This window comes from Acidovorax soli (assembly GCF_014207955.1).
Taxonomy (GTDB): domain Bacteria; phylum Pseudomonadota; class Gammaproteobacteria; order Burkholderiales; family Burkholderiaceae_C; genus Acidovorax; species Acidovorax soli_A.
This window is the reverse complement of record NZ_JACHLK010000002.1, coordinates 48,996-72,382: the sequence shown is the minus strand read 5'-3', so window position 1 is coordinate 72,382 and position 23,387 is coordinate 48,996. Positions and strand designations below refer to the sequence as shown.

General features: G+C 68.2%; 26 protein-coding genes. 10 read left to right on the top strand and 16 right to left on the bottom strand.

What is annotated here, in order from left to right:
* Positions 1-18: 18 nt before the first annotated feature.
* Positions 19-1,293 carry an amidohydrolase family protein gene (locus tag HNP48_RS04820; RefSeq protein WP_184855756.1) on the top strand — a complete coding sequence of 425 codons (1,275 nt, stop codon included), beginning with the start codon at positions 19-21 and terminating at the stop codon, positions 1,291-1,293.
* Here HNP48_RS04820 and HNP48_RS04815 read toward each other — a convergent pair whose 3' ends face one another.
* The 3 genes from HNP48_RS04815 to HNP48_RS35280 form a co-directional block, all read right to left on the bottom strand.
* Complete coding sequence (locus HNP48_RS04815) at positions 1,294-1,659, bottom strand: multidrug efflux SMR transporter (protein WP_184855755.1); 366 nt, start codon at positions 1,657-1,659, stop codon at positions 1,294-1,296.
* 159 nt (positions 1,660-1,818) lie between these two features.
* A complete protein-coding gene (locus HNP48_RS35285; RefSeq protein WP_311773802.1) occupies positions 1,819-2,448 on the bottom strand; it encodes a GGDEF domain-containing protein in 630 nt (209 codons plus the stop codon).
* Between the two features lie 3 nt (positions 2,449-2,451).
* Entirely contained in the window at positions 2,452-3,024 is a 573-nt protein-coding gene (locus HNP48_RS35280) for a hypothetical protein (protein WP_260420094.1), read from the bottom strand.
* Between the two features lie 180 nt (positions 3,025-3,204).
* On the opposite strand from HNP48_RS35280, the gene HNP48_RS04805 reads away from it, so the two are divergent.
* Together HNP48_RS04805 and HNP48_RS04800 are read left to right on the top strand one after the other, a co-directional pair.
* Positions 3,205-3,954, top strand: a complete 750-nt coding sequence (locus HNP48_RS04805) for an AAA family ATPase (protein WP_184855754.1) — start codon at positions 3,205-3,207, stop codon at positions 3,952-3,954.
* A gap of 98 nt (positions 3,955-4,052) precedes the next feature.
* The gene (locus tag HNP48_RS04800) at positions 4,053-4,499 is read left to right on the top strand and encodes a hypothetical protein (protein ID WP_184855753.1); all 447 of its coding nucleotides are present in this window, start codon (positions 4,053-4,055) and stop codon (positions 4,497-4,499) included.
* A gap of 10 nt (positions 4,500-4,509) precedes the next feature.
* On the opposite strand, the gene HNP48_RS04795 is transcribed toward HNP48_RS04800, so the two are convergent.
* From HNP48_RS04795 to HNP48_RS04765, 7 genes are all read right to left on the bottom strand, one after another.
* A complete protein-coding gene (locus tag HNP48_RS04795) occupies positions 4,510-4,995 on the bottom strand; it encodes a DUF2199 domain-containing protein (protein ID WP_184855752.1) in 486 nt (161 codons plus the stop codon).
* A gap of 95 nt (positions 4,996-5,090) precedes the next feature.
* Positions 5,091-6,374: a hypothetical protein gene (locus HNP48_RS04790; RefSeq protein WP_184855751.1), complete on the bottom strand. Its 1,284-nt coding sequence runs from the start codon at positions 6,372-6,374 to the stop codon at positions 5,091-5,093.
* Between the two features lie 170 nt (positions 6,375-6,544).
* Positions 6,545-7,306: a hypothetical protein gene (locus HNP48_RS04785; protein ID WP_184855749.1), complete on the bottom strand. Its 762-nt coding sequence runs from the start codon at positions 7,304-7,306 to the stop codon at positions 6,545-6,547.
* A 2-nt stretch (positions 7,307-7,308) separates the two neighbouring features.
* Positions 7,309-7,887, bottom strand: coding sequence for a hypothetical protein (locus HNP48_RS04780; RefSeq protein ID WP_184855748.1), 579 nt, complete (start codon positions 7,885-7,887; stop codon positions 7,309-7,311).
* A complete protein-coding gene (locus HNP48_RS04775; protein WP_184855746.1) occupies positions 7,884-8,168 on the bottom strand; it encodes a DnaJ domain-containing protein in 285 nt (94 codons plus the stop codon). Before HNP48_RS04775 ends, HNP48_RS04780 begins: the two co-directional genes overlap by 4 nt.
* 68 nt (positions 8,169-8,236) lie before the next feature.
* Positions 8,237-8,950 (bottom strand): YebC/PmpR family DNA-binding transcriptional regulator, encoded by a 714-nt coding sequence (locus tag HNP48_RS04770; protein WP_184855745.1) that lies wholly within the window; start codon positions 8,948-8,950, stop codon positions 8,237-8,239.
* Positions 8,951-9,105: 155 nt separating this feature from the next.
* On the bottom strand, positions 9,106-9,495 hold the full coding sequence (locus tag HNP48_RS04765; RefSeq protein WP_184855744.1) for an SMI1/KNR4 family protein: 390 nt from the start codon (positions 9,493-9,495) through the stop codon (positions 9,106-9,108).
* Between the two features lie 123 nt (positions 9,496-9,618).
* On the opposite strand from HNP48_RS04765, the gene HNP48_RS04760 reads away from it, so the two are divergent.
* Positions 9,619-10,848, top strand: coding sequence for a nucleoside recognition domain-containing protein (locus tag HNP48_RS04760; RefSeq protein ID WP_184855743.1), 1,230 nt, complete (start codon positions 9,619-9,621; stop codon positions 10,846-10,848).
* On the opposite strand, the gene HNP48_RS04755 is transcribed toward HNP48_RS04760, so the two are convergent.
* Entirely contained in the window at positions 10,845-11,816 is a 972-nt protein-coding gene (locus HNP48_RS04755; protein ID WP_184855742.1) for an AraC family transcriptional regulator, read from the bottom strand. The two genes, HNP48_RS04760 and HNP48_RS04755, sit on opposite strands and share 4 nt — an antisense overlap.
* Positions 11,817-11,942: 126 nt before the next feature.
* Between HNP48_RS04755 and HNP48_RS04750 the strand changes: the two genes are divergently transcribed.
* Positions 11,943-12,839, top strand: coding sequence for an NmrA family NAD(P)-binding protein (locus tag HNP48_RS04750; RefSeq protein ID WP_184855740.1), 897 nt, complete (start codon positions 11,943-11,945; stop codon positions 12,837-12,839).
* A gap of 59 nt (positions 12,840-12,898) precedes the next feature.
* Here the strand turns inward: HNP48_RS04750 and HNP48_RS04745 are convergent, their stop codons facing one another.
* Genes HNP48_RS04745 through HNP48_RS04735 form a run of 3 tightly spaced genes read right to left on the bottom strand, consistent with a single transcriptional unit; the run spans position 12,899 to position 15,033 of the window.
* Positions 12,899-13,834, bottom strand: coding sequence for a ZIP family metal transporter (locus HNP48_RS04745; RefSeq protein WP_260420093.1), 936 nt, complete (start codon positions 13,832-13,834; stop codon positions 12,899-12,901).
* 39 nt (positions 13,835-13,873) lie between these two features.
* Positions 13,874-14,497, bottom strand: a complete 624-nt coding sequence (locus tag HNP48_RS04740) for a superoxide dismutase (RefSeq protein WP_184855739.1) — start codon at positions 14,495-14,497, stop codon at positions 13,874-13,876.
* A 35-nt stretch (positions 14,498-14,532) separates the two neighbouring features.
* Entirely contained in the window at positions 14,533-15,033 is a 501-nt protein-coding gene (locus HNP48_RS04735; RefSeq protein ID WP_184855738.1) for a hypothetical protein, read from the bottom strand.
* Positions 15,034-15,223: 190 nt separating this feature from the next.
* Between HNP48_RS04735 and HNP48_RS04730 the strand changes: the two genes are divergently transcribed.
* Both HNP48_RS04730 and HNP48_RS04725 read left to right on the top strand, forming a co-directional pair.
* Positions 15,224-15,931: an HAD family hydrolase gene (locus HNP48_RS04730; protein ID WP_221480097.1), complete on the top strand. Its 708-nt coding sequence runs from the start codon at positions 15,224-15,226 to the stop codon at positions 15,929-15,931.
* A 179-nt stretch (positions 15,932-16,110) separates the two neighbouring features.
* The gene (locus HNP48_RS04725) at positions 16,111-17,670 is read left to right on the top strand and encodes an EAL domain-containing protein (RefSeq protein ID WP_184855737.1); all 1,560 of its coding nucleotides are present in this window, start codon (positions 16,111-16,113) and stop codon (positions 17,668-17,670) included.
* 6 nt (positions 17,671-17,676) lie between these two features.
* Here the strand turns inward: HNP48_RS04725 and HNP48_RS04720 are convergent, their stop codons facing one another.
* Positions 17,677-18,309: a TetR/AcrR family transcriptional regulator gene (locus HNP48_RS04720; protein WP_184855736.1), complete on the bottom strand. Its 633-nt coding sequence runs from the start codon at positions 18,307-18,309 to the stop codon at positions 17,677-17,679.
* An 80-nt stretch (positions 18,310-18,389) separates the two neighbouring features.
* On the opposite strand from HNP48_RS04720, the gene HNP48_RS04715 reads away from it, so the two are divergent.
* Positions 18,390-18,839 (top strand): VOC family protein, encoded by a 450-nt coding sequence (locus tag HNP48_RS04715; RefSeq protein ID WP_184855735.1) that lies wholly within the window; start codon positions 18,390-18,392, stop codon positions 18,837-18,839.
* A complete protein-coding gene (locus tag HNP48_RS04710; protein ID WP_184855733.1) occupies positions 18,839-20,221 on the top strand; it encodes an MATE family efflux transporter in 1,383 nt (460 codons plus the stop codon). The genes HNP48_RS04715 and HNP48_RS04710 overlap by 1 nt, the downstream gene beginning before the upstream one ends.
* Here the strand turns inward: HNP48_RS04710 and HNP48_RS04705 are convergent.
* Positions 20,196-21,536 carry a protein kinase domain-containing protein gene (locus HNP48_RS04705; protein WP_184855732.1) on the bottom strand — a complete coding sequence of 447 codons (1,341 nt, stop codon included), beginning with the start codon at positions 21,534-21,536 and terminating at the stop codon, positions 20,196-20,198. The genes HNP48_RS04710 and HNP48_RS04705 overlap by 26 nt on opposite strands.
* A gap of 323 nt (positions 21,537-21,859) precedes the next feature.
* Between HNP48_RS04705 and adh the strand changes: the two genes are divergently transcribed.
* Positions 21,860-23,380 carry an aldehyde dehydrogenase gene (adh, locus tag HNP48_RS04700; RefSeq protein WP_184855731.1) on the top strand — a complete coding sequence of 507 codons (1,521 nt, stop codon included), beginning with the start codon at positions 21,860-21,862 and terminating at the stop codon, positions 23,378-23,380.
* Positions 23,381-23,387: the final 7 nt, after the last annotated feature.

Here is a 23,387-nt window from a genome sequence, read left to right as displayed (position 1 = left end):
CCCTGCACCTGCACCACCATGCTCGACCTGCTGATCCACAACGCCACCCTGCCCGACGGCCGCACCCACATGTCCGTGGCCGTGCAGGACGGGTGCATCGCCGAAGTGGCCGAGGGCTTGCAAGCCCCTGCACACGAGACGGTGGACGCGGGCGGCCTGCTGCTGAGCCCGCCTTTCGTGGATGCGCATTTCCACATGGACTCCACGCTCAGCTATGGCCAGCCGCGCGTGAACCAGAGCGGCACCCTGCTCGAAGGCATTGCGCTGTGGGGCGAGCTCAAGCCCCAGCTCACGCACGAGGCCATCGTGCAGCGTGCCCTGCGCTACTGCGACTGGGCCGTGGCCCAAGGCCTGCTGGCCATCCGCTCGCATGTGGATACCAGCGACGCCAGCCTGCTGCCCGTGCGCGCCCTGCTCGACGTGAAGCAGCGCGTGGCGCCCTACCTGGACCTGCAGTTGGTGGCCTTTCCGCAGGACGGCGTGCTGCGCTCGCCAGGCGGGCTCGACAACCTCACGCGCGCCCTGGACCTGGGTGTGGACGTGGTCGGCGGCATCCCGCACTTCGAGCGCACCATGGCCCAGGGGGCAGAGAGCGTAAGGATCCTGTGCGAGCTGGCGGCCGAGCGCGGCAAGCGCGTGGACATGCACTGCGATGAGTCGGACGACCCGCTCTCGCGCCACGTGGAGACACTGGCACACGAGACGCACCGCCTGGGCCTGCACGGCCGCGTGGCGGGTTCGCACCTCACGTCGATGCACAGCATGGACAACTACTACGTGAGCAAGCTCATCCCGCTGATGGCCGAGGCGCAGCTGGGCGTGGTGGCCAACCCGCTGATCAACATCACGCTGCAGGGCCGCCACGACACCTACCCCAAGCGCCGCGGCATGACGCGCGTGCCCGAACTCATGGCCGCCGGCCTCACCGTGGCCTTTGGCCACGACTGCGTGATGGACCCCTGGTACGGCGGCGGCAGCGCCGACATGCTGGAGGCCGCCCACATGGGCCTGCACGTAGCACAGATGACCAGCCAGGCCGCCATGCGCCAGTGCTTCGAGGCCATCACGACCAACCCCGCAAGGCTGCTGGGCCTTGAAGGCTATGGCCTGGCGGCCGGCTGCCATGCCGATTTCGTGCTGCTGCATGCGCGCAACCCGGTGGAGGCGATCCGCCTGCGCTCCGCGCGCCTGGCCGTGTACCGGCGCGGCAAGCGCATTGCGAGCAGCCCGGCCCCCGTGGCCACGCTGGACCTGCCCGGCAGGCCGGGCAACGTGGGGTTTCTGGCCGAGTGATCAGCGCGCAGGTGGTGATGGTGCCGCCAGGCTGAGCGTGACCACCCCGGCCACCACCAGGGCCAGCCCGGCAAGCCGCAGGCCCGAGAGTGGCTCATCGAACAGCGCCGCCCCCAGCAGCGCCGTCAGCCCCAAGCCGCTGCCGGCCCATACCGCATAGGTGACCCCCATGCCGATGTGCTTCATGGCCAGTGACATCCACCAGACCGCCAGCACATAGCAGGCCCCGGCGACCACTGCGGGCACCACGCGGGAAAAGCCATCCGATTGCCTGAGCGCCACGGTACCGGCGATCTCAGAGAGAACACTGGCCGCCAGCCACAGCCAGGCCAGTGATTTTGCTTCCAACAGATACGTGAACGCCATGCGCTGCTCCATGTGCCCGCCGGCCGCTTGTACCGAGCGGAGCGAACAGACAGAGGACAGGAAAGCGGTACCTGCAAGGAATGGAATGTAACGGTGACGCGACTCTACACCACTGCGCGCACACGCCTGTGACAGGGGCCCCACACGGCCCCCCGCAGATCACAGGGCCGGCACGGCCTCGACGGCTGCCTTGCCCCGTTCCGGTGCCTGCACCACCTCCACCCGGTTGCGCCCACGCTTCTTGGCCAGGTACATGGCCTCGTCGGCACGCTGCAGCACCGATTCGGGCTTTTCACCCGGCATGCTCAGCGTGACCCCGATGCTCACGGTGATCGGTATCGCACTGCGCTGCGTGGGGACCGGTTGCGCCGCCACCAGGGCGCACAGGCGTTCGGCGACGACGCGGGCGCCCTCATGGTCCGCATTGGGCAGGGCGATGGCGAACTCCTCGCCGCCCAGGCGGCCCAGCACATCCTCGCGGCGCAGGCAGCGGTTGGCCAACATCACGAAATGGCGCAGCACCTCGTCACCGCACTGGTGGCCCCAGGTGTCGTTGACCTTCTTGAAATGGTCCAGGTCCATCACCAGCACCGGCAGACCGCCGCCGCCCGTGCGCTGGGCATTGCTCATGGCCTTGTCCAGCAGGGTCAGGAAGGCCCGGCGGTTGAACACATTGGTGAGCGGGTCCACCTCGGCCAGGTGGCGCAGTTCGCTGGCGATGTATTCATTGGCCAGCATCAGCGTACCAAACGCGAAGAGCACCAGCGCCAGCACCGATTCGAGCACCACGAACTACGACAGCCGGGCCACCAGGGTCGCATCGAGCGGCCCCTCGCCCAAGCCCGTCCCCAGCCGGAACAGCAGGGGCCGCAGCAGCAGGAACAGGCCATGGGCCAGCGCGGCCACGGCAAACAGGTAGCGCGCCGGCACCAGGCGCACATCGCCCTGGGCCATGGTGCGCGCCGTGAGCAGAAAGAACACGCCTGCCCCCAGCCCGGCCAGCACGAAGCGCATGCCCAGGTGCGGCTGCACCACGGTGAAGTAGATGGCCCCGAGCACCAGTGCCCCAATGGCCAGCCCCGCATAGGTGTGGGGCAGCGCCCTGCGCCCCATGTAGGCGCGGCTGCCCAGAAGGCACAGGTAGGCGGCAAGCGACACCGCCCCTTGCGAGATGACCACCGACACCACCTCGGGCAGGCGCTCGCGCAGCAGCAGGCTGGCACTGAACACGAAGGCGCACAGGAAGGACAGCATCCATAGCCTGAGCCCCGGGATGCCCCGGTTGAAATGCCACATCACCAGCAGCACCGAGGTCACCAGCGCGGCAAGAATGGACGAGAGGATGACGAGCGTGGGGCTGTGCACTGAACGGGGGTGGGCGGGATGGGCGTGCTGGCAGGCAGAAGAAACAGTGTACAGACTGCGCCAGCGCAATGCTACGCTCTGCGCTTGACCCGTGGCTGACACGCTGCACCATGCCGTCCGACCGTGCGTGCGTGGTGGTGCAGGGCCCGGCTGCTCCCCTGCCCGTTCGAGCCCACCGCCATGATCGCATCCCAGTTCGTCAGCCGCATCACCCTGCTGCGCGACCAGGTCGAATCCTTCGACCGGTACCCGTTCTCACTGCCCGTGGTGCGCCACCTGGAGCAGCTGGACCTGCATCCCCGGGTGAACTTCTTCGTCGGCGAGAACGGCTCGGGCAAATCCACGCTGCTCGAAGCCATCGCGGTCGCGCTGGGCTTCAACGCCGAGGGCGGATCGAAGAACTTCAGCTTCGGCACGCGGTCCTCGCATTCCGACCTGCACAAGCACCTGCGCATCGCCAAGGGCATTCGCCGGCCTCGCGATGGCTACTTCCTGCGCGCCGAGAGCTTCTTCAACGTGGCCACAGAGATCGAGAAGCTGGACGAAGACCCCATGGGTGGTCCCCCGATCATCGGCGCATACGGCAGCCGCTCGCTGCACGAGCAGTCGCATGGCGAGTCCTTCATGGCCCTGATGATGGAGCGCTTTGGCGGCCAGGGCCTGTACATCCTCGATGAGCCCGAGGCCGCGCTGTCACCCCAGCGCCAACTGGCCACGCTGGCGCGCATGCGCGACCTGGTGGAGGAGAAATCGCAGTTCATCATCGCCACGCACTCGCCTATTCTCATGGCGTACCCTGACGCGACCATCTTCCACTGCGGCAAGGAGGGCATCGCGCCCATCACCTACCGGGACACCGAGCACTACCGCGTGACACGCGACTTTCTCCTGGACCCGGAGCGCATGCTGGGCGAACTGTTCGCTGGCTGAGCATTTCCCGAGCCCACAACGCTTGCTTACAGCAGCCCGGCCAGGCGAGGGCAAGATGCTACAAGCAGGTCTACAGGCCTGCGAAAGGACGTCTGCGCATGCCCATCGATCCGATTCCCCCCGCCCTCCAAGCCCTCGCCCCTTTCGTGGGCACCTGGCACACCACCGGCACGGTGGTCGCCACGTCGGCGCCCTACACCGCTACAGACATCTACGAATGGCTGCCGGGCCGCCATTTCCTGCTGCACCGCTGGGACGCAGCCATGCCAGAAGGTCGCTCCCAGGGCATCGAGGTCATCGGTGCCGACGATTCGGAAGGCAAGGGTGGGCACTACACCCTGCGTTCATTCGACGACACCGGCAAGGAGGACACCCTGCGCGCGGTGGTGGATGGCAAGGCCGTGGCCTTCGACGGCGAGGAGGTGCGCTTTCGCGGCGCGTTCAATGGCGACGAAACCGAAATGTCGGGCACCTGGTCACTGCAGGCTGACGGCAGCCAGGGTTGGGAGCCCTGGATGACCGTCTCGCTGCGGCGCAGTGCCTGAGCTCAAGACCCTAGGCCAAACCCGCGGCCTTGTGCCAGAACGCCACGGTGGCCCCCTCCTGCACCCGAGCCGCGAGTGCGGTGCCAGGCTGCACCCAGGTGATGTAAGGCGTGGGGTCACCACAGACGACTTCGAAGCGCACCGCCGTCCCCAGCGAATCGTCCACACCCGGAATGGGGTTCGCAAGCCGTCCGTCCATCCATGCCTCCATGGGGGGCAGCGTTTCTTCCGCAGCCCGGTAGTGCTGGTACGCCGCATAGGCCGCAGCCGACACTTCGACCCAGCCAATGAAGCCCAGCGGCTTTTCATCGCCGTCGGTGAACGCCAGCGCCAGCTCGCAGCTGATGAAGTACCGCGTGTTGCCGACACGGCACATGTAGTCGCCCTCGGCTACCAGCTTCGCGGCAGCATCCATCCCTAGCTGGGGTATGCGCCACATGAAATAGCGCGATATCTCACCGTGCACTTTGCCGCAATCACCACAGACCGATGCCATGCAAACCCCCTCGTGAAATGGACCGCAATGCGAGAACCTGTTCCAAGACCGTCCGGTACGCCAGGGTCAGCGCGAAAACCTGCCCCCCCAGACCCTCAAGCGGCCACGTGGCACTCCCGGCGCAGCAGCGCCAGGGCGTCGTGCATCTGGTAGTCCATGTCGCTTTGCAGCGTGGCCTGCGACTCCTGCACGAAACTGTTCCACAGCTCCACATAGTCGGCCTGGCGCACGCCGGCCGCGTGGGCGCGGATGAAGTCCGTGGCCAGCGCGGGCTGCCAGCCGCTCTTGCGCAGCTTGCGCACCAGGCTGGCGGCGGTCTTTTCGGTCAGCACCGTTTTCTTGGGCGTGCCTGTGGCCAGGCACAGGAACAGGGTCAGCAGGCTGGGCTCGTCCTCATTGCCCTGCACGGCCTTCGCCCAGGTCTTGCTGGCGGGCTGCGGGTCGTCGGCGCCGTCTTCGTCCAGGTCGGCCAGGCTGCGGTGGTAGTCGTCCACCTCGGCCAGCGGGTCGTCGAGCAGGAAGTAGCGCGCTCGGAAGCCGCTGGTGGGCCGCAGCAGGTTGCGCAGCGGCGTGGCGGCATCGAGCAACCTGGGCAGGTCGGCCAGCACCGTGGCGCGCTGGGCCTCCACCGCCGCCTTCAGGCCGGCAGGCAGACCGGAAGGCAGAGACACCTTGAGCGCACCCGCCGCCGTCTGCTTCTTGCGGTGGGCCGCCACGATCTTCTCGAAGACCACGGCGTTGGGCCAGTCGGCCGCCTTGGGCGCCAGGGCCTGCAGCAGCAGGCCCGCGCGGATGACGGCCTCGGCATCGGCGCCCACTTCTTCCAGGGCGTCCTCGTCCAGGTCGTATGCCTCGGCCAGCCAGCGCGCAGCCTCGATGGCCGCGGCAATCTGCGTGCGCCGCGCCAGCTCGGCCTGGTACTCCGCATGGCTGCGCAGCGACCACACGGCCAAGAGCGGTGTCTCGGCATCGGCATACCCGCCCATGCCGAAGTTGCTGCTCTCGGGCATGGCGATCAGGCGCTTGAGCATGTCCGAGCCACCCTTGGAGCGCGACAGAAAGGAGTTGTCGCGCAGCGAAATGGCCGCCTCGTGCAGGTCACCGCCCGTGCTCTCCAGCAGGTACAGGCTGATCAGGTTGACCATGCGGTCGCGGGCCCTCTCCAGCTCGGGCCGCAAAAATTCGCTGCCGAAATAGCGCGCGATCTGCACCATGCCCTTGGGGGCGTCGGTGTTCATCGTGGCCAGCTTTGCAGCATCAATGATGCCGTGCGCCACACCATGGGCCAGCGCCTTCTCGAAGAAGGGGCGCGCGTCATGCAGTTGCAGGGCGTTGGCAGCCGGTGGGTCGGCAGCAAAAGGCTTGTCGGATGCAGTCATTTCTGTTTTCCACTGCGCCACGGACCGGAGACAGCCCGTGAAACTGGCGCGGACGAGGCCAGGGCCGCCGCGCAAGGGCCGCCCCGCCGCGCCGGCGGCGTCCCCCTTCCCGAATTGCGCAGCAATTCGAGAGAAGGGGGAAGGCGCGAAGCGCCACAGGGGGTTGTCATCTAGATCGCCGACTCTTCGTCCGAGTCCCGGGCTACCGGCGTGGCCTTGCCCCGGTCCGTCTCGCTGGTCTCGAACTTGCCGTCGTCCTCCTCGGCCGGCACGCCGTCGTCCTCTTCCAGGCCCAGGTCAAAGGCACGGGCCTTGGCGCGCAACACCAGCAGGGTTTCGATGAACAGGTCGCGGCACTCGTAGCGCAGCAACCAGGCCATCTGCATCCAGTCGCGGTCGGCCACCTCGTCCAGGTCCACGCGCGGCTGCACATAGCCCGAGGCCAGCAGCTCGTCATCGGTCAACGTGGGGCCGTAGTCCTCCACCGCATCGAAGCTGCCGGTGCGGGCAAAGGCCTCCACACGGCTCCACTTCTCGGCGAAGTAGTTGGCCATGGCTTCGCTGCCACCTTCCAGGTCGCCAATGGCGGTGAGGAACTCCACCGGGTCCGCATCGTCGCGAAACACCACGGCATTGACCATGTTGCGCAGGTGCGTGTGGGTGAGGTCCTTGTACTGCTTTTCCAGCACCATGGCGCGCGCGAACTGCTCGGGCGTGACCAGCATGTTGACCACCGAGGCCTTGGAGTCGTCGTACTCGCGCATCACGGCCAGGATGTCCTTGGGCGCGAGCTGGTCGAGCACGACCAGCAGGGCATTGTCGCCATCGGTGTCGGCCAGCTCGGACAAAGCCGATTCGGCGCCCACGATGTCACCGGCCGCGATCAGGGCCGTGGTCTTGGTGATGAGGGCCAGGTGGTTGTTGCTGCTCATGGTCAGTCCTTGCGGTCAAAGCCTACGTCGGACAGCCAGTTGTCGCTGGCTTCTTCGCGCGAACGCGCGTTGTGCGGATCGGCCGCGTCGTCGGCACTCAAGGCATCGTAGTCGTCGTCGTGCTCGGGTGCATCTTCGTCGCCATCGTCCTCTTCGGCTTCTGCATGCGATGCCACGGGCGCCAGGCGCGAATGCGCCTGCATGAATTCGAGCCCCGCGGCAACGGCCAGAAAGCGCTCGCCACCAGGCTCTGCGAGCACGGCCTTGGCCAGGCTGGCCGCCCAGGGCTCCAGCACCACGGCACCGTCGGCAGACAGGCTGCTCCAGCCGGGCAGGTCGTCCACGCCGCGGCCCAGCAGTTGCTCCAGCGCCATGGGGCGCGCGAAGCGGAAGCCCTGGTGGAACACCACGGCCACCATTTCGGGCGCCAGCTCCATCATCTGCACGAGGAAGGCGATCTCCTTGCGCTTCTCGGCCAGCCGCTTGCGCAGCACGTCCTTGCCTTCGGAATCCTGGGTCAGGTCATCGAGTTCGGCCTGGTAGGCCGAGCGCAGGTCATGGAAATAGGGAGAGAGTTTCACGAAGGAAGAATGCCTTGGGTATAGGTGCGCCAGATTTCCTGGGCCGTCTGCAGCGGGTCGTCCAGCAGGTTGCGCCGGCGGTTGTCGTCGTAGGCCTGGCGGGCCGTGTCGTCGGACAGCACGTCGTAGGCCTTCTGCACGGCCTGGAAGCGCTGCGCCGCATCGGGCGCGGCGTTGCGGTCCGGGTGGTAGAAGGCCGCCTTCTGGCGGTAGGCCTTCTTGATGTCGGCGAGCGTTGCGTTGGCCGCCAGCCCGAGGGCGGCGTAGTGGTCTGCGGTCATGGATGGAATGAAAAGGCTGCGATGACGGCCAGGCAGTGCCCGGCCGCGACGCGGCCTTGGGGGTCTATTCAGCCGGCCAGGCTCACGTACACGTTCTGCACGTCGTCGTTGCCATCGATGGCGGCCAGGAAGCTCTCCACCTCTTCGAGCTGCTCGGCCGACAGGTTGGCCGGGTTCACCGGGTTCTTGGGCTTGTAGCCCAGCTTGGCCGACAGCACGGTGAAGCCATGGGTGGGCAGCGCGCGGCTCACCAGGTCCAGGTCGGTCGGCTCGGTCCAGAAGGTGGTGTTGCCCTCTTCCTCGCCGGCCTCGAAGTCCTGCGCGCCGGCCTCGATGGCGGCCAGTTCGGGGTCGGCATCGCCATTGGCGGGCTCGGCTTCGATGATGCCCACGTGGTTGAAGTCCCAGGCCACCGAGCCCGACGTGCCCAGTTGGCCCTTGCGGAACAGCACGCGCATCTCGGGCGCGGTGCGGTTCACGTTGTCGGTCAGGCATTCGACCATCACCGCCACCTGGTGGGGTGCGAAGCCTTCATAGATCACGCGTTCGTAGTTGACGGCGTCGGCGCCGGTGCCCGAGCCCTTCTTGATGGCGCGCTCCAGCGTGTCCTTGGGCATGGAGACCTTGCGGGCCTGCTCCACCACCAGGCGCAGGCGTGCATTGCTGGCCGGGTCGGCACCGCCGCGCGCGGCGACCGTGATTTCCTTGACCAGCTTGCCAAACAGCTTGCCCTTGGCGTCTGCCACCTGTGCCTTGCCTTTTGCTTTCCACTGCGCGCCCATGTCGGACCTCTTCCTCGGTGAGTTTTGATTGGTCGGGCGCCCCAGCGGGCGCCCTGTCAGGCCGGAAATCCAGGCATGCAAGCGTTGCAAAAACGCAGCAGCGCCGTCTCCAGCCGAACCCTATAGATTACCACTGTCGCCAAGGCCTGGTGCCGTCAGGGGGCAGGAATGGCGATCTGCACGGGTGGCTCGTCCACGCCATGCAGCCAGATGAAAGGCGCCTCGCACAGTTGGGGAGGCGTCTGCCCATCAGGCATGAGGATCAGGTAGTCGCCGCCGCCATTGCTGGCAATGGCAATCGCCTGGGGCGGAAACCCCACCCACTCCCGCGCAGCGGCCGTTTCACCGGGGATGTTGGTGGCGGAGCGGGTGATGCGCCTGCGATCGGTCGTATCCAGCACCGAAAACAACTCCCAGTACTCCCCTTCGGCCTCCAGGTTGCCGCCATTGGCCAGCAGCAGCCGTGCCCGCAACCAGCCCGGCAAGGCCACCCCCAGGTGGGCCTCTGCGGCAGCGATGAAGGGTTCGGTGGTGGGGAGCGCCATGGCCACGCACGCTACCAGATCGTGCGGCCCGAGGGAACCCGTGCAAATCGCCCACACCACCCCGGCCGATGGCCTCTTGCCCACGGTAACCTTGGAACCTGTTCACGATCTCCTGGGGACCGGATGCTCAATACCCTGTGGCTGGGTTTTTTCGTCGTTGGCGCCATGGCTGCCCTGGCCCAATGGCTGCTGGCGGGCAATGCGCAGATCTTCGGCAGCATGGTCGAGGCGCTGTTCGCCATGGCCAAGCTCTCGGTCGAGGTCATGGTGCTGCTGTTCGGCACGCTCACGCTGTGGCTGGGCTTTCTGCGCATAGCAGAGAAGGCCGGCATCGTCGACGCCCTGGCCCGCTGGCTGGCACCGCTGTTCGCCAAGCTCATGCCCGAGGTGCCGCGCGGCCACCCCTCGCTGGGCCTCATCACGCTGAACTTTGCCGCCAACGCCCTGGGGCTGGACAACGCGGCCACGCCCATGGGCCTGAAAGCCATGCGCTCGCTGCAGGAGCTCAACCCCCGGCCCGACACCGCCACCAACGCGCAGATCCTGTTCCTGGTGCTCAATGCGTCCTCGCTCACGCTGCTGCCCGTCACCATCTTCATGTACCGCATGCAGCAGGGCGCGCCAGACCCGACCCTGGTCTTTTTGCCCATCCTGCTGGCCACGTCCGCCTCCACCCTGGTGGGCCTGCTGGCCGTGGCCGTAGTGCAGAGGCTGCCGCTGTGGCACCCCGTGGTGCTGGCCTACCTGCTGCCCGTGGCGCTGGTGCTGGGCGGCTTCATGGCGCTGCTGGCCACGCTGAGCGCGGCGGCCCTGGCCAGCCTGTCCTCGCTGCTGGGCAACCTCGTGCTGTTCTCGCTGATCGTGCTGTTCGTGGTGCTGGGCGCGCTGCGCAAGGTGGCTGTGTACGAAGCCTTCATCGAAGGCGCGCGCGAGGGCTTCGACGTGGCCAAGGGCCTGCTGCCCTACCTGGTGGCCATGCTCTGCGCCGTGGGCGTGTTCCGCGCCTCGGGCGCGCTGGGCTATGTGCTCGACGCCATCCGCTGGTGCGTGGAAGTCATGGGTGCCGACACGCGCTTCGTGGACGCCTTGCCCACCGCCCTTGTGAAACCCTTCTCGGGCAGCGCCGCCCGCGCCATGCTGATCGAGACCATGCAGACCCAGGGTGTGGACAGCTTTGCCGCGCGCGCGGCCGCCATCATCCAGGGCAGCACCGAGACCACCTTCTATGTGCTGGCGGTGTACTTTGGGGCGGTGGGCATCCAGCGGGCACGGCATGCGGTGGCGTGTGCGCTGCTGGCGGAGCTGGCCGGGGTCATCGCGGCCATTGCGGTCTGCTATTGGTTCTTTGGCTAAGCCAGGGCTGCTGCAGGCTCCACCCTCCGCTCACTCCCCGGCGAGCGCCCCGACCAGCGCTTGTAGGCCCGGCTGAATGCTGCCTCCGACTGGTAGCCCAGGCTGTCGGCCAGTTCGGCCAGGCGCACCTGGCCTTCCTGCAGGCGCGACTGGGCCAGGGCCATGCGCCACAGGGTCAGGTACTGCATCACTGGCATGCCCACCGATGCCGCGAAGCGCGCGGCAAAGGCCGAGCGCGACATGGCCACGGCGCTGGCCAGCGAGGCCAGGGTCCAGGGCGTGCCGGGCTGCTCGTGCATGAGCACCAGGGCCGGGCCGAGCTGGGCGTCCTGCAGGGCGCCCAGCCAGCCGGTGCGGGCACCCGGGTCGTTCTGCAGCCAGGTGCGGATGGCCTGCAGCACCAGCACATCGGCCAGGCGTGTGGCCACAGCCTCGCCGCCGGGGCGCAGGTGCTGCACCTCTTCCTGCAGCAGGGCCAGGATGGGCGCGAGCCAGTTCGATGGGCCCAGCGACTGCCCGCCCAGCACGATCTGGCGCGGCAGCGCATGCACCAGGCGGCGGGCCAGCACGTCGTCAAAACGCACGGCGCCGCAGACCATGGAGACCGGCGCGCTGCCCTCGCCATGGCGCAGGATCTCGAAGCGCCCGCCCAACTGCACACGCGGCAGGTCGAAGAAATCATCGGCGCGCGAAGTGGCGGTGGACAGCAGGTCATGCCCCTCGCCACGCGGCACCAGCGCGAAATCGCCCGCGCGCAGCAGCACGGGCTCGGCCCCCGGCACGCGCAGCCAGCATTCACCCGCCGTGACGGCATGGAACATGAAGCAACCTGGCAGTGGCGGCAGCGCAATGCCCAGGGGCGGGTGCAAGTAGGAATAGGAGTAGATCACCCCCGTCATGCGCAGGAGGTGCAAGGCCCGGCCCAGCGGATCGGAGGAGGCAGAGGCGGCTTCAACCTGGATGTCCATGCGCGCATCCTAATACGGTCTGGACGAATAATCAAAAAACACCTTCGAATCATCATTGGCATGCCGGCCTTGCGCCGAGACACTGGACGCCTGTTTTCTTGTTCCACCAACCTCTTGGAGTTCCAGATGTCTGAAATCGCAGTGATGGGTGCCACCGGCCACACGGGCAGCGTGATTGCCCGCAACCTCCTCGCGCTGGGCCACCGCGTGCGCGCCATGGGCCGCTCTGCCGAGCGCCTCGAATCCCTCAGGCAACAAGGCGCGCAGCTGCATGTGGGCAATTGCGCCGATGCGGCCTACCTCGAACGCGCCTTCGGCGGCGCCGACGCGGTCTACGCCATGATGCCCTTCGACCCCACGGCCCCGGGCTTCATGGCGCTGCAGCGCACCCAGGGCCAGGCCATCGTGTCGGCGCTGCAGGCGGCGCGCGTGCCGCATGTGGTGGCGCTGAGCAGCCTGGGGGCCGAGCAGCCCACGGGCACGGGCGTGCTGGTCAGCCTGCACGAGCAGGAACAGCGCCTGGCCGCCTTGCAGCACAGCCATGTGCTCAAGCTGCGCCCAGCCATGTTCTTCGAGGGCCTGTTCAACCTGCTGCCCGGCGTGAAGTACGGCGGCAGCCTGGCCGATGCCTTTGCGCCCGACCTGCCCATCCCCATGATCGCCACGCGCGATATCGCCGATGCCGCCACCGCGGCCCTGGACCAGCGCGGCTGGACCGGCCACCGCGTGCGCGAGCTGCTGGGGCCCGGGGACCTGAGCCACAACCAGCTCGCCACCTTGGTGGGCGGGGTGATCGGCCAGCCCGCACTGGCCTACCAGCAGCTCCCCTACGAATCCGCCGCCCAGGGCATGGCCCAGGCCGGCATTGCGCCCGACCTGGCCGATTTGCTGGCCGAAATGGCCCGCGCGCTCAACGAGGGGCGGGTGCGCACGGTGGAAGGCCGCAACGCCGGCAACACGACCCCGACCCCGCTGCAGGCCCTGGGCCCGGCGCTCAAGGCAGCCTACGAGGCCCTGCCCTGAATGCACAAAGGCCACGGCAGCTTGCACTGCCGTGGCCTGCGGTGAGGCCAGGCGCGCAATCAGCCCAGCGCCGTGTCCAGCACCATCATGATCACAAAGCCCAGCATCAGCCCGCCGGTGGCCCAGGATTCGTGCCCCTTGCGGTGCGATTCGGGGATGATCTCGTGGCTGATCACGAACAGCATGGCGCCGGCCGCAAAGCCCAGGCCCCAGGGCAGCAAGGCCGCCGAATAGCTCACCACGGCCGCGCCCAGCACGGCACCCAGCGGCTCGACCAGGCCCGAGGCCATGCCCAGGCCCACGGCCAGCCAGCGCTTGTAGCCCGCGGCCAGCAAGGCCACGGCCACCACCAGGCCCTCGGGCACGTCCTGGATGGCGATGCCCGTGGCCAGGGCGCCTGCGCGCATGGTGTCGCCGCTCGCATAGCCCACGCCGATGGCCAGGCCCTCGGGCAGGTTGTGCAACGCGATGGCAAACACGAACAGCCAGGTGCGGCGCAGCGTGCGCGAAGCCTGCCCGCCCTCCACGCCCTTGATGAAGTGCTCGTGCGGCAGCAGGCGCTCCATGAGCAGCAGCACCAGGGCCCCGAGCAGGATGGCCGCGCCCATGGTGCCGCCCGCCTCCCAGGCCCCGGCCCCGGCGGCGCGCGAGGCATTGATGCCCGGGATGATGAGCGAGAACGAGCAGGCCGCCAGCATCACGCCCGCGCCAAAGCCGAACATGGTGTCCTGCGTGCGCTCGGAGATGCGCTGCGAGAGCATCACCGGCAGCGTGCCCAGCGCGGTGGCCAGCGCCGCCACACTGCCGCCCAGCAGCGCCGACAGCACCACCGGCTGCTGTGCAATCCACTGCCAGATCTGCAGCGTGCCGACCACACCGCCGGTCAGCACGATGGCCAGGCCCAGCCACTGGCGCCAATGCAGGGGCTGGCGGGCAGCGGGGGCATGGCCGGCAGGCAGCGCGGCGTTGTCGGGGGACGGCGGGTGAACGGGCATGGTGTCGGCTCCGAAAGAGATCGAGCGAGGCAGGCTGATTCAGCCGCGCGCGGCAGCGTAGCGGCGGGCCACCTCGGCCCAATCCACCACGTTATAGAACGCCGCGATGTACTCGGGGCGTCGGTTTTGGTACTGCAGGTAGTAGGCGTGTTCCCACACGTCCAGGCCCAGGATGGGGGTGTTGCCCGAGAGCAGGCCGGCCATGAGCGGGCTGTCCTGGTTGCCCGAGCTTTCCACCACCAGCTTGCCGGCGCTGGTCACTGACAGCCAGGCCCAGCCACTGCCAAAGCGCGTGAGCGCGGCCTTGGTGAAGGCTTCCTTGAAGGCATCGAAGCCGCCCAGTTCGGTCTTGATCGCCTCGGCCAGCGCGCCCTGCGGCTCGCCGCCGCCCGTGGGGGACATCACGGTCCAGAACAGCGTGTGGTTGGCATGGCCGCCGCCGTTGTTGCGCACGGGGCCCTGCAGGTTCTCGGGCAGTTGCACGAGCCCCGCCACCAGCTCATCGATGGGCAGGCCGGCGTGGGGCGTGCCTTCGAGCGCGGCGTTCAGGTTGTTGATGTAGGTCTGGTGGTGCTTGGTGTGGTGGATCTCCATCGTGCGGGCATCGATGTGGGGTTCCAGCGCGTCGTAGGCATAGGGCAAGGCGGGCAGCGAATAGGGCATGGGTTCCTTTCAGGGGTGGGGAAATGGTGGGCAGCTCAGTGGGCGGCGCCCTGCAGCACGCCGAAAGCAGCGGCCAGCACGGCGGTGGTGTCGGGATGCGTGCCATGCGCCTGCACATGGCGCAGCAGCGCGGCATGGGTTTCGCGACTGTGGCGCCAGGCGGCCTGCTGCAACGCGCTGCCCTGGCTGCCATCGGCCATCAGGCCCAGCAGCGTGGCGTGCACGCTGCACAGCAGTTGCACCGAAGATTCCAGCGCGCCCGCCTCGGCCTGCAGGTCGGCCAGGTTCAGGTGCGAGACCACCAGCGCGGCAATGCAGTCGTCTTCACGGCCGGCGGGCGGTGCCTGCACGATGCGCAGCGCCAGCACCAGGGCCTGCTGCTGGTAGGCCAGTGCCATCACGGGCTGGTCCATGTGCAGCGCCGCATTGGCGCGCTGCAGCGTGCGCTCCCAATGCGCCAACGTGGCGGGCTCGGGCGCCAGGGCGTCCCGGGCGGCAGGCGTGGTCGAAAGGCTGGATGCGTGGCGCAGGTCCATGGCAATGCTCCTGGTGGGAGCCTTTTGCGGTGGACGGATGTAGCGTACTCAGGCAATTAAAATGATATGCATTCTCATTCGCATTGTCCAGTGAGGGGGTTTTGTGGCGGGCGCACCAGGGAAAGCGCGCAGCCCGGTGCAGCCCGCCTTTGCGAGCCACCCGTGGCACGGATCAGGCACCATCGCCTTCATGGTTTCCCCTCTCCATCGTTACAAGGCCCTGTTGTTCGACATGAATGAAACGTTCATGTTTGGCGGCGACCGCCTGGGGCCCGGCGAAGACTTCCATGCCACCTACCGCGCTGTGGGCGGTACTGCGCTATCGGCAGAGGCTGTTGCGCATGGCGTTGGCGCAGCCGTGGCGGGCTTTCTTGCCGACTACGCCAACCCTGCTCTTGTCGACGACTTCCCGTCCCTGCGAGAGATGATCGCCAGGCACAGCACACCGTCCAGGCACGAGATACAGCTTCTGGAACTTGTCATTGCAAGGCACGAGGTGGGCGTGGTCCCGCAATGGGCAGCCCAGGTGCTCCTCACGCTGGCCCGATCCCACCGGCTGGGGGTGGTGAGCAACCTCTGGGCGCCCTCCCACCATTGGCAGCCCGAACTGCGCCGGTCGCGGGTCGCGTCCGTGCTGGAATGCCAGGTGTTCTCTTCGGACCAGCGGTCCATCAAGCCCTCTCCCCGGTTGCTCCTGCAAGCGCTGGGCATGCTGGACTTGCCGCCTCAGGAGGTACTGTTCATCGGCGACAGCCTGGAGCGGGACATTGCTCCAGCCAAGGCGCTGGGGATGGCAACCTGCTGGGTCACGGCCTGCGGCGGCTGTGCGGATGTGGCGGATTTCTGCATGCCCTCGATCGCTGCGCTGACCGCGGCGCCCACCCCGGCGTGCGGGTAAGTCTCGGATGGCATGGAGCAGGCCAACCCATTAACAAGTAGTAACATTCAGATCGGAGGGAGAGGCCGATCCGAGACACTGAGACCCATCCGGTGGCAGGGTACGGCCGGTTGCCCACTACCCCAAAACACGCCAGCATCGACCCTCATCGCAAGGCCCCTGCCCCCACCGCCGCATCCATGAAACGCTTCTACGTCGTTGCCTCGGTCCCCCTCCTGCTGGCGGCGTTGATTCCCATGGCGGCCTCGCTCTACCTGGCGCAGCGCAAGGCGCGGGACGATCAGCTCGCCTACCTGACCTCGCTGGCCGACGAGGTACTGCGCCGGGGCATCGCCTCGCGCCAGCAACTGGTGGCGGCCCTGGACGAGCTGGACAAGGACCCCAGCCCGCCGTGCAGTCAGGCCAGCATGGCGCGCATGCAGCAGATGGTGGGCACCTCGTTCTACCTGCAGGGCATGGGCGCGGTGGTCGACGGCACGCTGGTCTGCAGCACGCTTACGCTGGGCAGCGCTCCGGTGCCCCTGGCGGGCAAGCCCATGGTGACCTCGTCGGGCATCTCCAGCTGGATCGGGGCGCGGCTGCCCTTTGCCCCCGAGCAGCCCTTTCACATCTACGCGCGCAATGGCCATGCGGTGATCATCCACCCCGGCATCGTGATCGACATGCCGGTGCTGCATGCCGATGTCGCGCTGGGCCTGGCCATCATCACGCCCAAGGCGCTGATCCGCACCCGCGGCCCGCTGCAGGAGGCCTGGCTCGACCACTACCAGGCCCCCGGCCACAACCAGGTGGAGAGCGGCACCCACCACATCGTCTTTCGCAGCTCTCCAAACAACAACGTCGTCGCCCTGGCCGCCGCCCCCAAGGCCATGGCCTACGAAGGCCTGGCGCGCCAGGCCCTGGTGCTGGCCCCGCTGGGCCTGCTGGCCAGCGCCACCCTGGCGCTGGGCGTGGCGGCGCTCACGCGATGGCAGCTGTCGGCACAGTCGCGCCTGCGCGCAGCGCTGCGGCGGCGCGAGTTCTTCGTGCTCTACCAGCCCATCGTGGACCTGCAGACCGGCCGCTGGACGGGTGCCGAGGCCCTCATGCGCTGGCGCCGCAGCAATGGCACGCTGGTGCCGCCGGACGAGTTCATTGCCGAGGCGGAGCGCACGGGCGTGGTCGCCCACCTGACCCGCTACCTGATGGACCGCGTGCTCGCAGACCTGCCCGAGGTGCTCAAGGCCTGCCCGGGCTTTCACATCAGCCTGAACCTCTCCACCCAGGACCTGGTGGCCGACGGGCCGGTGCAGTACCTGCGCCAGCGCTTCGAGGCCCAGGACCTGCCGCCGGGCGCGCTGATGCTGGAGGTGACCGAGCGCGGCCTGGTGGACACCGAAGCCGCACGCCCCGCACTGCAGGCCGGCCGGCAGATCGGCGCGTCGATCGCCATGGACGACTTCGGCACCGGCTATTCGAGCCTGTCCATGCTCGAATCCATCGACATCGACACGCTCAAGATCGACCGCATCTTCATCGCCAGCATCGGCGCGCAGGCGGCCATCAGCCCGGTCACCACGCACATCATCGAGATGGCGCACAAACTGGGGCTGGACCTGATCGCCGAGGGCGTGGAAACGCAGTTCCAGGCCGACTTCCTGCGCGAGCGCGGCGTGCGCCATGCGCAAGGCTGGCTGTTCGCCAAGGCCATGCCGCTGCAAGAGCTGATCGCCGGGCTCAGGGCCCAGGCCGGCGGATAGCCCGGCTCAGGCGCCCGGCAACACGCTCGCACACACCCGCTGCAGCGCGGCGATGGCCGCCGCGCGTGCACCGGGGTGCGCATCTGCCGGGTGGCGCGCCAGCCAGCGCGCCAGCTCGTTGATGGCGCCATTCAAGGCCGAGGCACAGGCATCGACCTCCAGCGCCGGCAGGCCCGCGGGCGCCAGGATCTCGGCCACCACGGCGTGCAGCTGCTGGTAGCCATGGCGCCCATCCAGTTCGGCCCAGGCCTGGGCGCCCAGCACCGAGGGCCCGTCGATCAGCAGCACCTGGCGCGGGCCGGGGTGCGAGACGGCATCGATCCAGGCCAGCGCACCGGCCAGCAACTGGTCAGGCAGCGAGGCCTGCGCATCGGCCGCTGCGTCGATGGCGGCGCTGAGTTCGGCATGCACGGCCTCGCAGACCGCGACGAACAGGTCTTTCTTGTCGCGGAAGTGGTGGTACAGCGCGCCGCGCGTGAGGCCCGTCGCCACCAGCAGCGCCTCGGTGGAGGTGGCGGCATAGCCGTCTTGCTCGAACAGCGCGCGCGCCGCTGCAATGAGTTTGGTGCGCGACTGGGCGCCCTGCTCCAGGCGGCGGTTGCCCGCAGCGGAAGCGGAAATGGATTTTCCTATTGACATACAGACTGTATGTATCTATATTTTGTTGAACATACAGACAGTATGTACCCGAGCAACCACGGATGCAACAGGAGCCCTCCATGCCAACACCCTCCCCCGCCGCCCTTTCCCAACTGACCAGCGCCTACCCCCTGGTCACCACCGCCACCGTGCAGGCCTCGCGCGACTTCTTCGTGCAGCACCTGGGTTTCGAGGTGGTCTTCGAAGCTTCGTGGTTCGTGCTGCTGTCGCGCAACAGCACCGAGGGCGGCGCGGCGTCCATCGCCTTCATGGCGCCCGACCACCCCTCGCGCCCGCCCGGCCCCGAGGTCTTCAGCGGCCAGGGCCTGCTGCTCACCCTGCAGGTGGACGATGCACGTCGCGAAGAGGCCCGGCTGCGCGCAGCCGGCGTGGAGATCGCCTACGCCGTGCAGCACGAGCCCTGGGGGCAGGTGCGCTTCCAGGTACGCGACCCGTCGGGCCTGGTGCTGGACATCGTGGAGCAGGCCGAGCCGGCCGAGGGTTTCTGGGATCCGTACATGGCGGGCTGATGGCCATGGCCACCCATGCCACCCGCCCCGTGCGTGCCCTGCTGGCCATCTCCTGGCCGCTGATTGCCACCTACTCGCTGCAGGCCGTGATCGGGCTGACCGATACCTGGTTTGCCGCGCGCATCTCGGCCGAGGCCCTGGCCGGGCTGGGCGCGCAGAGCTTTCTGAACCTGGCGGTGTTCGTGGGCCTGGGCGGGGTGGCCTTTGCCGTGCAGGTGCCCGTGGCCCAGGCCGTGGGCGCGGGCCAGGCACAGGCGGCACGGGCCTGGCTGCCCGCAGCCCTGCTCGCCGCCGCCTTCACCCTGCCCTGCTTTCTGGCACTGGCCTGGGCCGGGCCGGGGCTGTTTGCGCTGTGGCAGCTGCCCGCCGAGTCCACAGCGCAGGCCGTGCAGTACTGGCAGCCGCGCATGGCGGGCGGGGTGTCGGTGGTGCTGCTGTTCGCGGTGTCGAGCTACCTCGCGGGCCAGGGCCGCACACTGGCCGGGCTGGGGGCCAACCTTGCAGCAGCCGCGGCCAATGTGCCGCTCAACCAGTGGCTGATCTTCGACGCAGGCCTGGGCCTCGCAGGCTCGGCCCACGCGTCCACCCTGGCCAACCTGGTCGGTGTGGCGGTGGGGCTGGGCCTGCTGGCGCGCGAGGGGTGGAGTGTGTCTTTCACCGCTCTGGCGGCCCGCACGGTGGAGCTGTGGCGTACCGGCCTGCCCATCGGTGTTGCGGCGGCTGCCGATGTGCTGGCGATGGCGGTGTTCCAGCTCATGATGTCGCGCATCGGCCCGGCCGAGGGGGCGGCCACCCTGCTGCTGCTGTCGCTCACCGGCCTGGCCTTCTGGCCCGCGCTGGGGCTGGCCACGGGCAGCGCCACCCTGGTAGGCCACGCCGTGGGGGCCTGCCAGCCGCAGCAGGTCGGGCCCCTGGTGCGTACCAGCCTGTGGCTGATGGCGGGCTGGATGGCGCTGGTGGGCGCTGCCATGGCCCTGGCCGGCCCCAATCTGCTGGCCTGGCTGTCGGGCACGTCGGGTGATACGGGCCCCGGTAGCCAGGCTGCGCTGGCACTGGCCACCTCACTGATCGGTCTGGTGGCCGCCTACCAGGTGCTCGATGCCGTCAACCTGGGCAGCGCCTTTGCGCTGCGCGGCCTGGGCGATGTGCGCTGGGCCAGCGCCGCCAACACGGTGGGCTCGCTGCTGCTGTTCCTGCCGCTGGCCGCCTGGCTGTCCTTCGATTCGCTGGGCGCCCGCATCCCGGCGCTGGGCTGGGGTGCCTGGGGCGGGTGGAGTGCCGTGGCCCTGCTCAGTGCGCTGCTGGCCGCGGCCTTTGGCGCGCGGCTGCGGCATGTGCTGCAGGCGCTGGAAGCGGTCAGCCCTGCTCGTCGTCCGGCGTGAACACCTGGCCGGCGACCATGTCCCATTCGGCGATCTGCTCGTTGGCCGCGATCAGCCGGCCTACCAGCAGCTTGATGAAGGCCTTGTCGAAGCGCGACTGCAGGTCCTCGGAGGCCTCGCGCAGCGCGGGGTTGCGGATCTTGAGCACCAGCACCTCGGTCTCGGCCACGGCCGTGGCCGTGCGGATGCGGTTGTCGGGGCGCAGGTAGGTCATCTCGCCCAGGGTCACGCCCGGGCCCAGGGTGCTCAGCGTCCAGCCCTGGCGGCTCACGCCCACCTGGCCTTCGATGAGGATGCAGAACGAGTCGCCGGGCTGGCCTTCGCGCATGAGCACGGTGCCGCGCTCCAGCCGGCGCCAGTTGCCCAGGCGCATCAGCTCCCACAGTGCCACGTCGTGGAAGTCGGCGAAGAAGGGCAGCTCGCGCAGGCGGCCGAAGCGCTCGGCCTCGGTGTCCTGCGAGCGCTGGCGCGGCAGGTCGCGGTGGGCGTCGAGCAGGGCCTGGGCGAAATCGCCCCAGGTGGCAAAACGGTCCGCCGGCTTCTTGGACAGGGCGCGCAGCAGCACGGCGTCCACATGCCCGGGCAGCGATACGCGCAGCAGGCTCGGCGGCGTGGGGTCTTCGTGGCTGATCTTGTAGAGCGTGGCGAAATCGGTCTCGCCGTCGAAGGGACGGCGGCCCGTGAGCAGCTCGTACACCACGATGGCCAGCGAGAACATGTCGCTGTGGTGCGTGAGGTCTTCCTCGCGCACCTGCTCGGGCGACATGTAGGAGGGCGAACCCACCATGCCCGAGAGCTGCGTGGCATCGCTGCGCAGCGACAGCGCGGCCCCAAAGTCGGTGAGCTTGACGTCGCCATTGGCGGCCAGCATCAGGTTGGCGGGCTTGATGTCGCGGTGCACCAGGCCTTCGCGGTAGGCGTATTCGAGCGCGTTGCAGCATTTGAAGGCGATGTCCAGCACCTGGGGCACGGGCAGCAGCGCATCGGCCCGGGCATGGGCCGCCAGGGGCTGGCCGTCCACGTATTCGAGCACCAGGTAGGGCTGGGCGGCGTCCTCGTCGGCGTCGAGCAGGCGCACGATGTGCGGGTGCTTGAGCCGGCCGGACATGGCGGCCTCGTTGCGCAGCAGGCGGCGGTAGCGCTCGGCCTGGTCAGGCTGCGAGAGCAGATGCGCGTGCATCTGCTTGATGGCCACGCGCTTGCCACGGAACCCGTCGAGCCCCAGGTACACGATGCCGCTGGCGCCGCGCCCGAGCTCGCGCTCGATGCGGTACTTGCCGATGGTCGGGGGGATGAGGGGGGGCGTGGCGGTCATGGGCATCCGGGTGGCGATGCCTGCATTGTGGCAAAAGCCGCAGCCCGCAACCGCCACAGCCATGCCGAGCCGTGGCTTTTTGCACGCAGGCAGCGATCCCCGGTGTGCCACCCGTTGTTCCATTTTTGAACAACGGGTGTTCCGTGGCACAACCCGCGCACGCACCGTGCGCTGCCGGCGGAAAGGGCCCAAGCCGCATGGATGCTGGGTTTGCAGCGGATCGGCAGCCTCGCGAACTGGCTGGCACGGGCATTGCACCCATCTCCGGGTGCAGGCCCGCCGAGCGGCGCCTGGCACAACCCAACCACCCAAGGAGACACAGCATGAACATGGCAGAAATCGCCAGCCTCGGCATCGCCAACCCTTACAAGAAGCAGTACGGCAACTTCATAGGCGGCCAGTGGGTGGCCCCCATCGACGGGCAGTATTTCGAGAACAGCTCGCCCATCAACGGCCAGGTGTTCACCGCCATCCCGCGCTCCAACGACAAGGACATCAACGCCGCGCTGGACGCCGCCCACAAGGCGAAAACGGCCTGGGGCAAGACCTCGACCACGGACCGCGCCAACATCCTGCTCAAGATCGCCGACCGCATGGAGGCCAACCTGGTGACCATCGCGGTGGCCGAGACCATCGACAACGGCAAGCCCCTGCGCGAGACCATGGCGGCCGACATCCCGCTGGCCATCGACCATTTCCGCTACTTTGCGGGCGCCATCCGCGCACAGGAAGGCGGCATCAGCGAGATCGACCACGACACCATGGCCTACCACTTCCACGAGCCGCTGGGCGTGGTCGGTCAGATCATTCCCTGGAACTTCCCCATCCTGATGGCGGTGTGGAAGCTGGCCCCTGCGCTGGCTGCGGGCAACTGCGTGGTCTTGAAGCCCGCCGAGCAGACGCCCGCCTCCATCCTGGTGCTGCTGGAGATCGTGGCCGACCTGCTGCCACCAGGCGTGGTCAATGTGGTCAACGGCTTCGGCCTGGAAGCCGGCAAGCCCCTGGCCAGCAGCCCGCGCATCGCCAAGATCGCCTTCACGGGCGAAACCACCACGGGCCGGCTGATCATGCAGTACGCCAGCCAGAACATCATCCCCGTGACGCTGGAGCTGGGCGGCAAGAGCCCCAACGTGTTCTTCGAGGACGTGATGGACGCCGACGACGGCTTCTTCGACAAGGCGCTCGAAGGCTTTGCCATGTTCGCGCTCAACCAGGGCGAGGTGTGCACCTGCCCGAGCCGCGCGCTGGTCCAGGAGTCGATCTACGAGCGCTTCATGGAGCGTGCCTTGAAGCGCGTGGCCGCCATCAAGCAGGGCCACCCACTCGACAAGAGCACCATGATCGGTGCGCAGGCCTCGCAGGAGCAGCTTGAAAAGATCCTCTCCTACCTGGACCTGGGCAAGCAGGAAGGCGCGCAGTGCCTGATCGGCGGCGCGCGCAACAACCTCGCTGGTGACCTGGCCGGCGGCTACTACATCCAGCCCACCGTGTTCAAGGGCCACAACAAGATGCGCATCTTCCAGGAAGAGATCTTCGGCCCCGTGCTGTCGGTCACCACCTTCAAGACCGAGGAGGAAGCCCTGGAGATCGCCAACGACACGCTGTACGGCCTGGGCGCCGGAGTCTGGAGCCGCGACGGCAACCGCGCCTTCCGCATGGGCCGGGGCATCCAGGCCGGGCGCGTGTGGACCAACTGCTACCACCAGTACCCTGCGCACGCGGCCTTCGGCGGCTACAAGCAGTCGGGCATCGGCCGCGAGAACCACAAGATGATGCTGGACCACTACCAGCAGACCAAGAACCTGCTGGTGAGCTACACCCAGGCTCCCCTGGGCTTCTTCTGAGCCCGCA

Bases quoted from the DNA above. Each gene is read 5' to 3' on its own strand.
- HNP48_RS04820 (WP_184855756.1), top strand. From the start codon at position 19: ATGCTCGACCTGCTGATCCACAACGCCACCCTGCCCGACGGCCGCACC.
- HNP48_RS04815 (WP_184855755.1), bottom strand. From the start codon at position 1,659: ATGGCGTTCACGTATCTGTTGGAAGCAAAATCACTGGCCTGGCTGTGG.
- HNP48_RS04805 (WP_184855754.1), top strand. From the start codon at position 3,205: ATGATCGCATCCCAGTTCGTCAGCCGCATCACCCTGCTGCGCGACCAG.
- HNP48_RS04800 (WP_184855753.1), top strand. From the start codon at position 4,053: ATGCCCATCGATCCGATTCCCCCCGCCCTCCAAGCCCTCGCCCCTTTC.
- HNP48_RS04795 (WP_184855752.1), bottom strand. From the start codon at position 4,995: ATGGCATCGGTCTGTGGTGATTGCGGCAAAGTGCACGGTGAGATATCG.
- HNP48_RS04790 (WP_184855751.1), bottom strand. From the start codon at position 6,374: ATGACTGCATCCGACAAGCCTTTTGCTGCCGACCCACCGGCTGCCAAC.
- HNP48_RS04785 (WP_184855749.1), bottom strand. From the start codon at position 7,306: ATGAGCAGCAACAACCACCTGGCCCTCATCACCAAGACCACGGCCCTG.
- HNP48_RS04775 (WP_184855746.1), bottom strand. From the start codon at position 8,168: ATGACCGCAGACCACTACGCCGCCCTCGGGCTGGCGGCCAACGCAACG.
- HNP48_RS04770 (WP_184855745.1), bottom strand. From the start codon at position 8,950: ATGGGCGCGCAGTGGAAAGCAAAAGGCAAGGCACAGGTGGCAGACGCC.
- HNP48_RS04765 (WP_184855744.1), bottom strand. From the start codon at position 9,495: ATGGCGCTCCCCACCACCGAACCCTTCATCGCTGCCGCAGAGGCCCAC.
- HNP48_RS04760 (WP_184855743.1), top strand. From the start codon at position 9,619: ATGCTCAATACCCTGTGGCTGGGTTTTTTCGTCGTTGGCGCCATGGCT.
- HNP48_RS04755 (WP_184855742.1), bottom strand. From the start codon at position 11,816: ATGGACATCCAGGTTGAAGCCGCCTCTGCCTCCTCCGATCCGCTGGGC.
- HNP48_RS04750 (WP_184855740.1), top strand. From the start codon at position 11,943: ATGTCTGAAATCGCAGTGATGGGTGCCACCGGCCACACGGGCAGCGTG.
- HNP48_RS04745 (WP_260420093.1), bottom strand. From the start codon at position 13,834: ATGCCCGTTCACCCGCCGTCCCCCGACAACGCCGCGCTGCCTGCCGGC.
- HNP48_RS04740 (WP_184855739.1), bottom strand. From the start codon at position 14,497: ATGCCCTATTCGCTGCCCGCCTTGCCCTATGCCTACGACGCGCTGGAA.
- HNP48_RS04735 (WP_184855738.1), bottom strand. From the start codon at position 15,033: ATGGACCTGCGCCACGCATCCAGCCTTTCGACCACGCCTGCCGCCCGG.
- HNP48_RS04730 (WP_221480097.1), top strand. From the start codon at position 15,224: ATGGTTTCCCCTCTCCATCGTTACAAGGCCCTGTTGTTCGACATGAAT.
- HNP48_RS04725 (WP_184855737.1), top strand. From the start codon at position 16,111: ATGAAACGCTTCTACGTCGTTGCCTCGGTCCCCCTCCTGCTGGCGGCG.
- HNP48_RS04720 (WP_184855736.1), bottom strand. From the start codon at position 18,309: ATGTCAATAGGAAAATCCATTTCCGCTTCCGCTGCGGGCAACCGCCGC.
- HNP48_RS04715 (WP_184855735.1), top strand. From the start codon at position 18,390: ATGCCAACACCCTCCCCCGCCGCCCTTTCCCAACTGACCAGCGCCTAC.
- HNP48_RS04710 (WP_184855733.1), top strand. From the start codon at position 18,839: ATGGCCATGGCCACCCATGCCACCCGCCCCGTGCGTGCCCTGCTGGCC.
- HNP48_RS04705 (WP_184855732.1), bottom strand. From the start codon at position 21,536: ATGACCGCCACGCCCCCCCTCATCCCCCCGACCATCGGCAAGTACCGC.
- adh (WP_184855731.1), top strand. From the start codon at position 21,860: ATGAACATGGCAGAAATCGCCAGCCTCGGCATCGCCAACCCTTACAAG.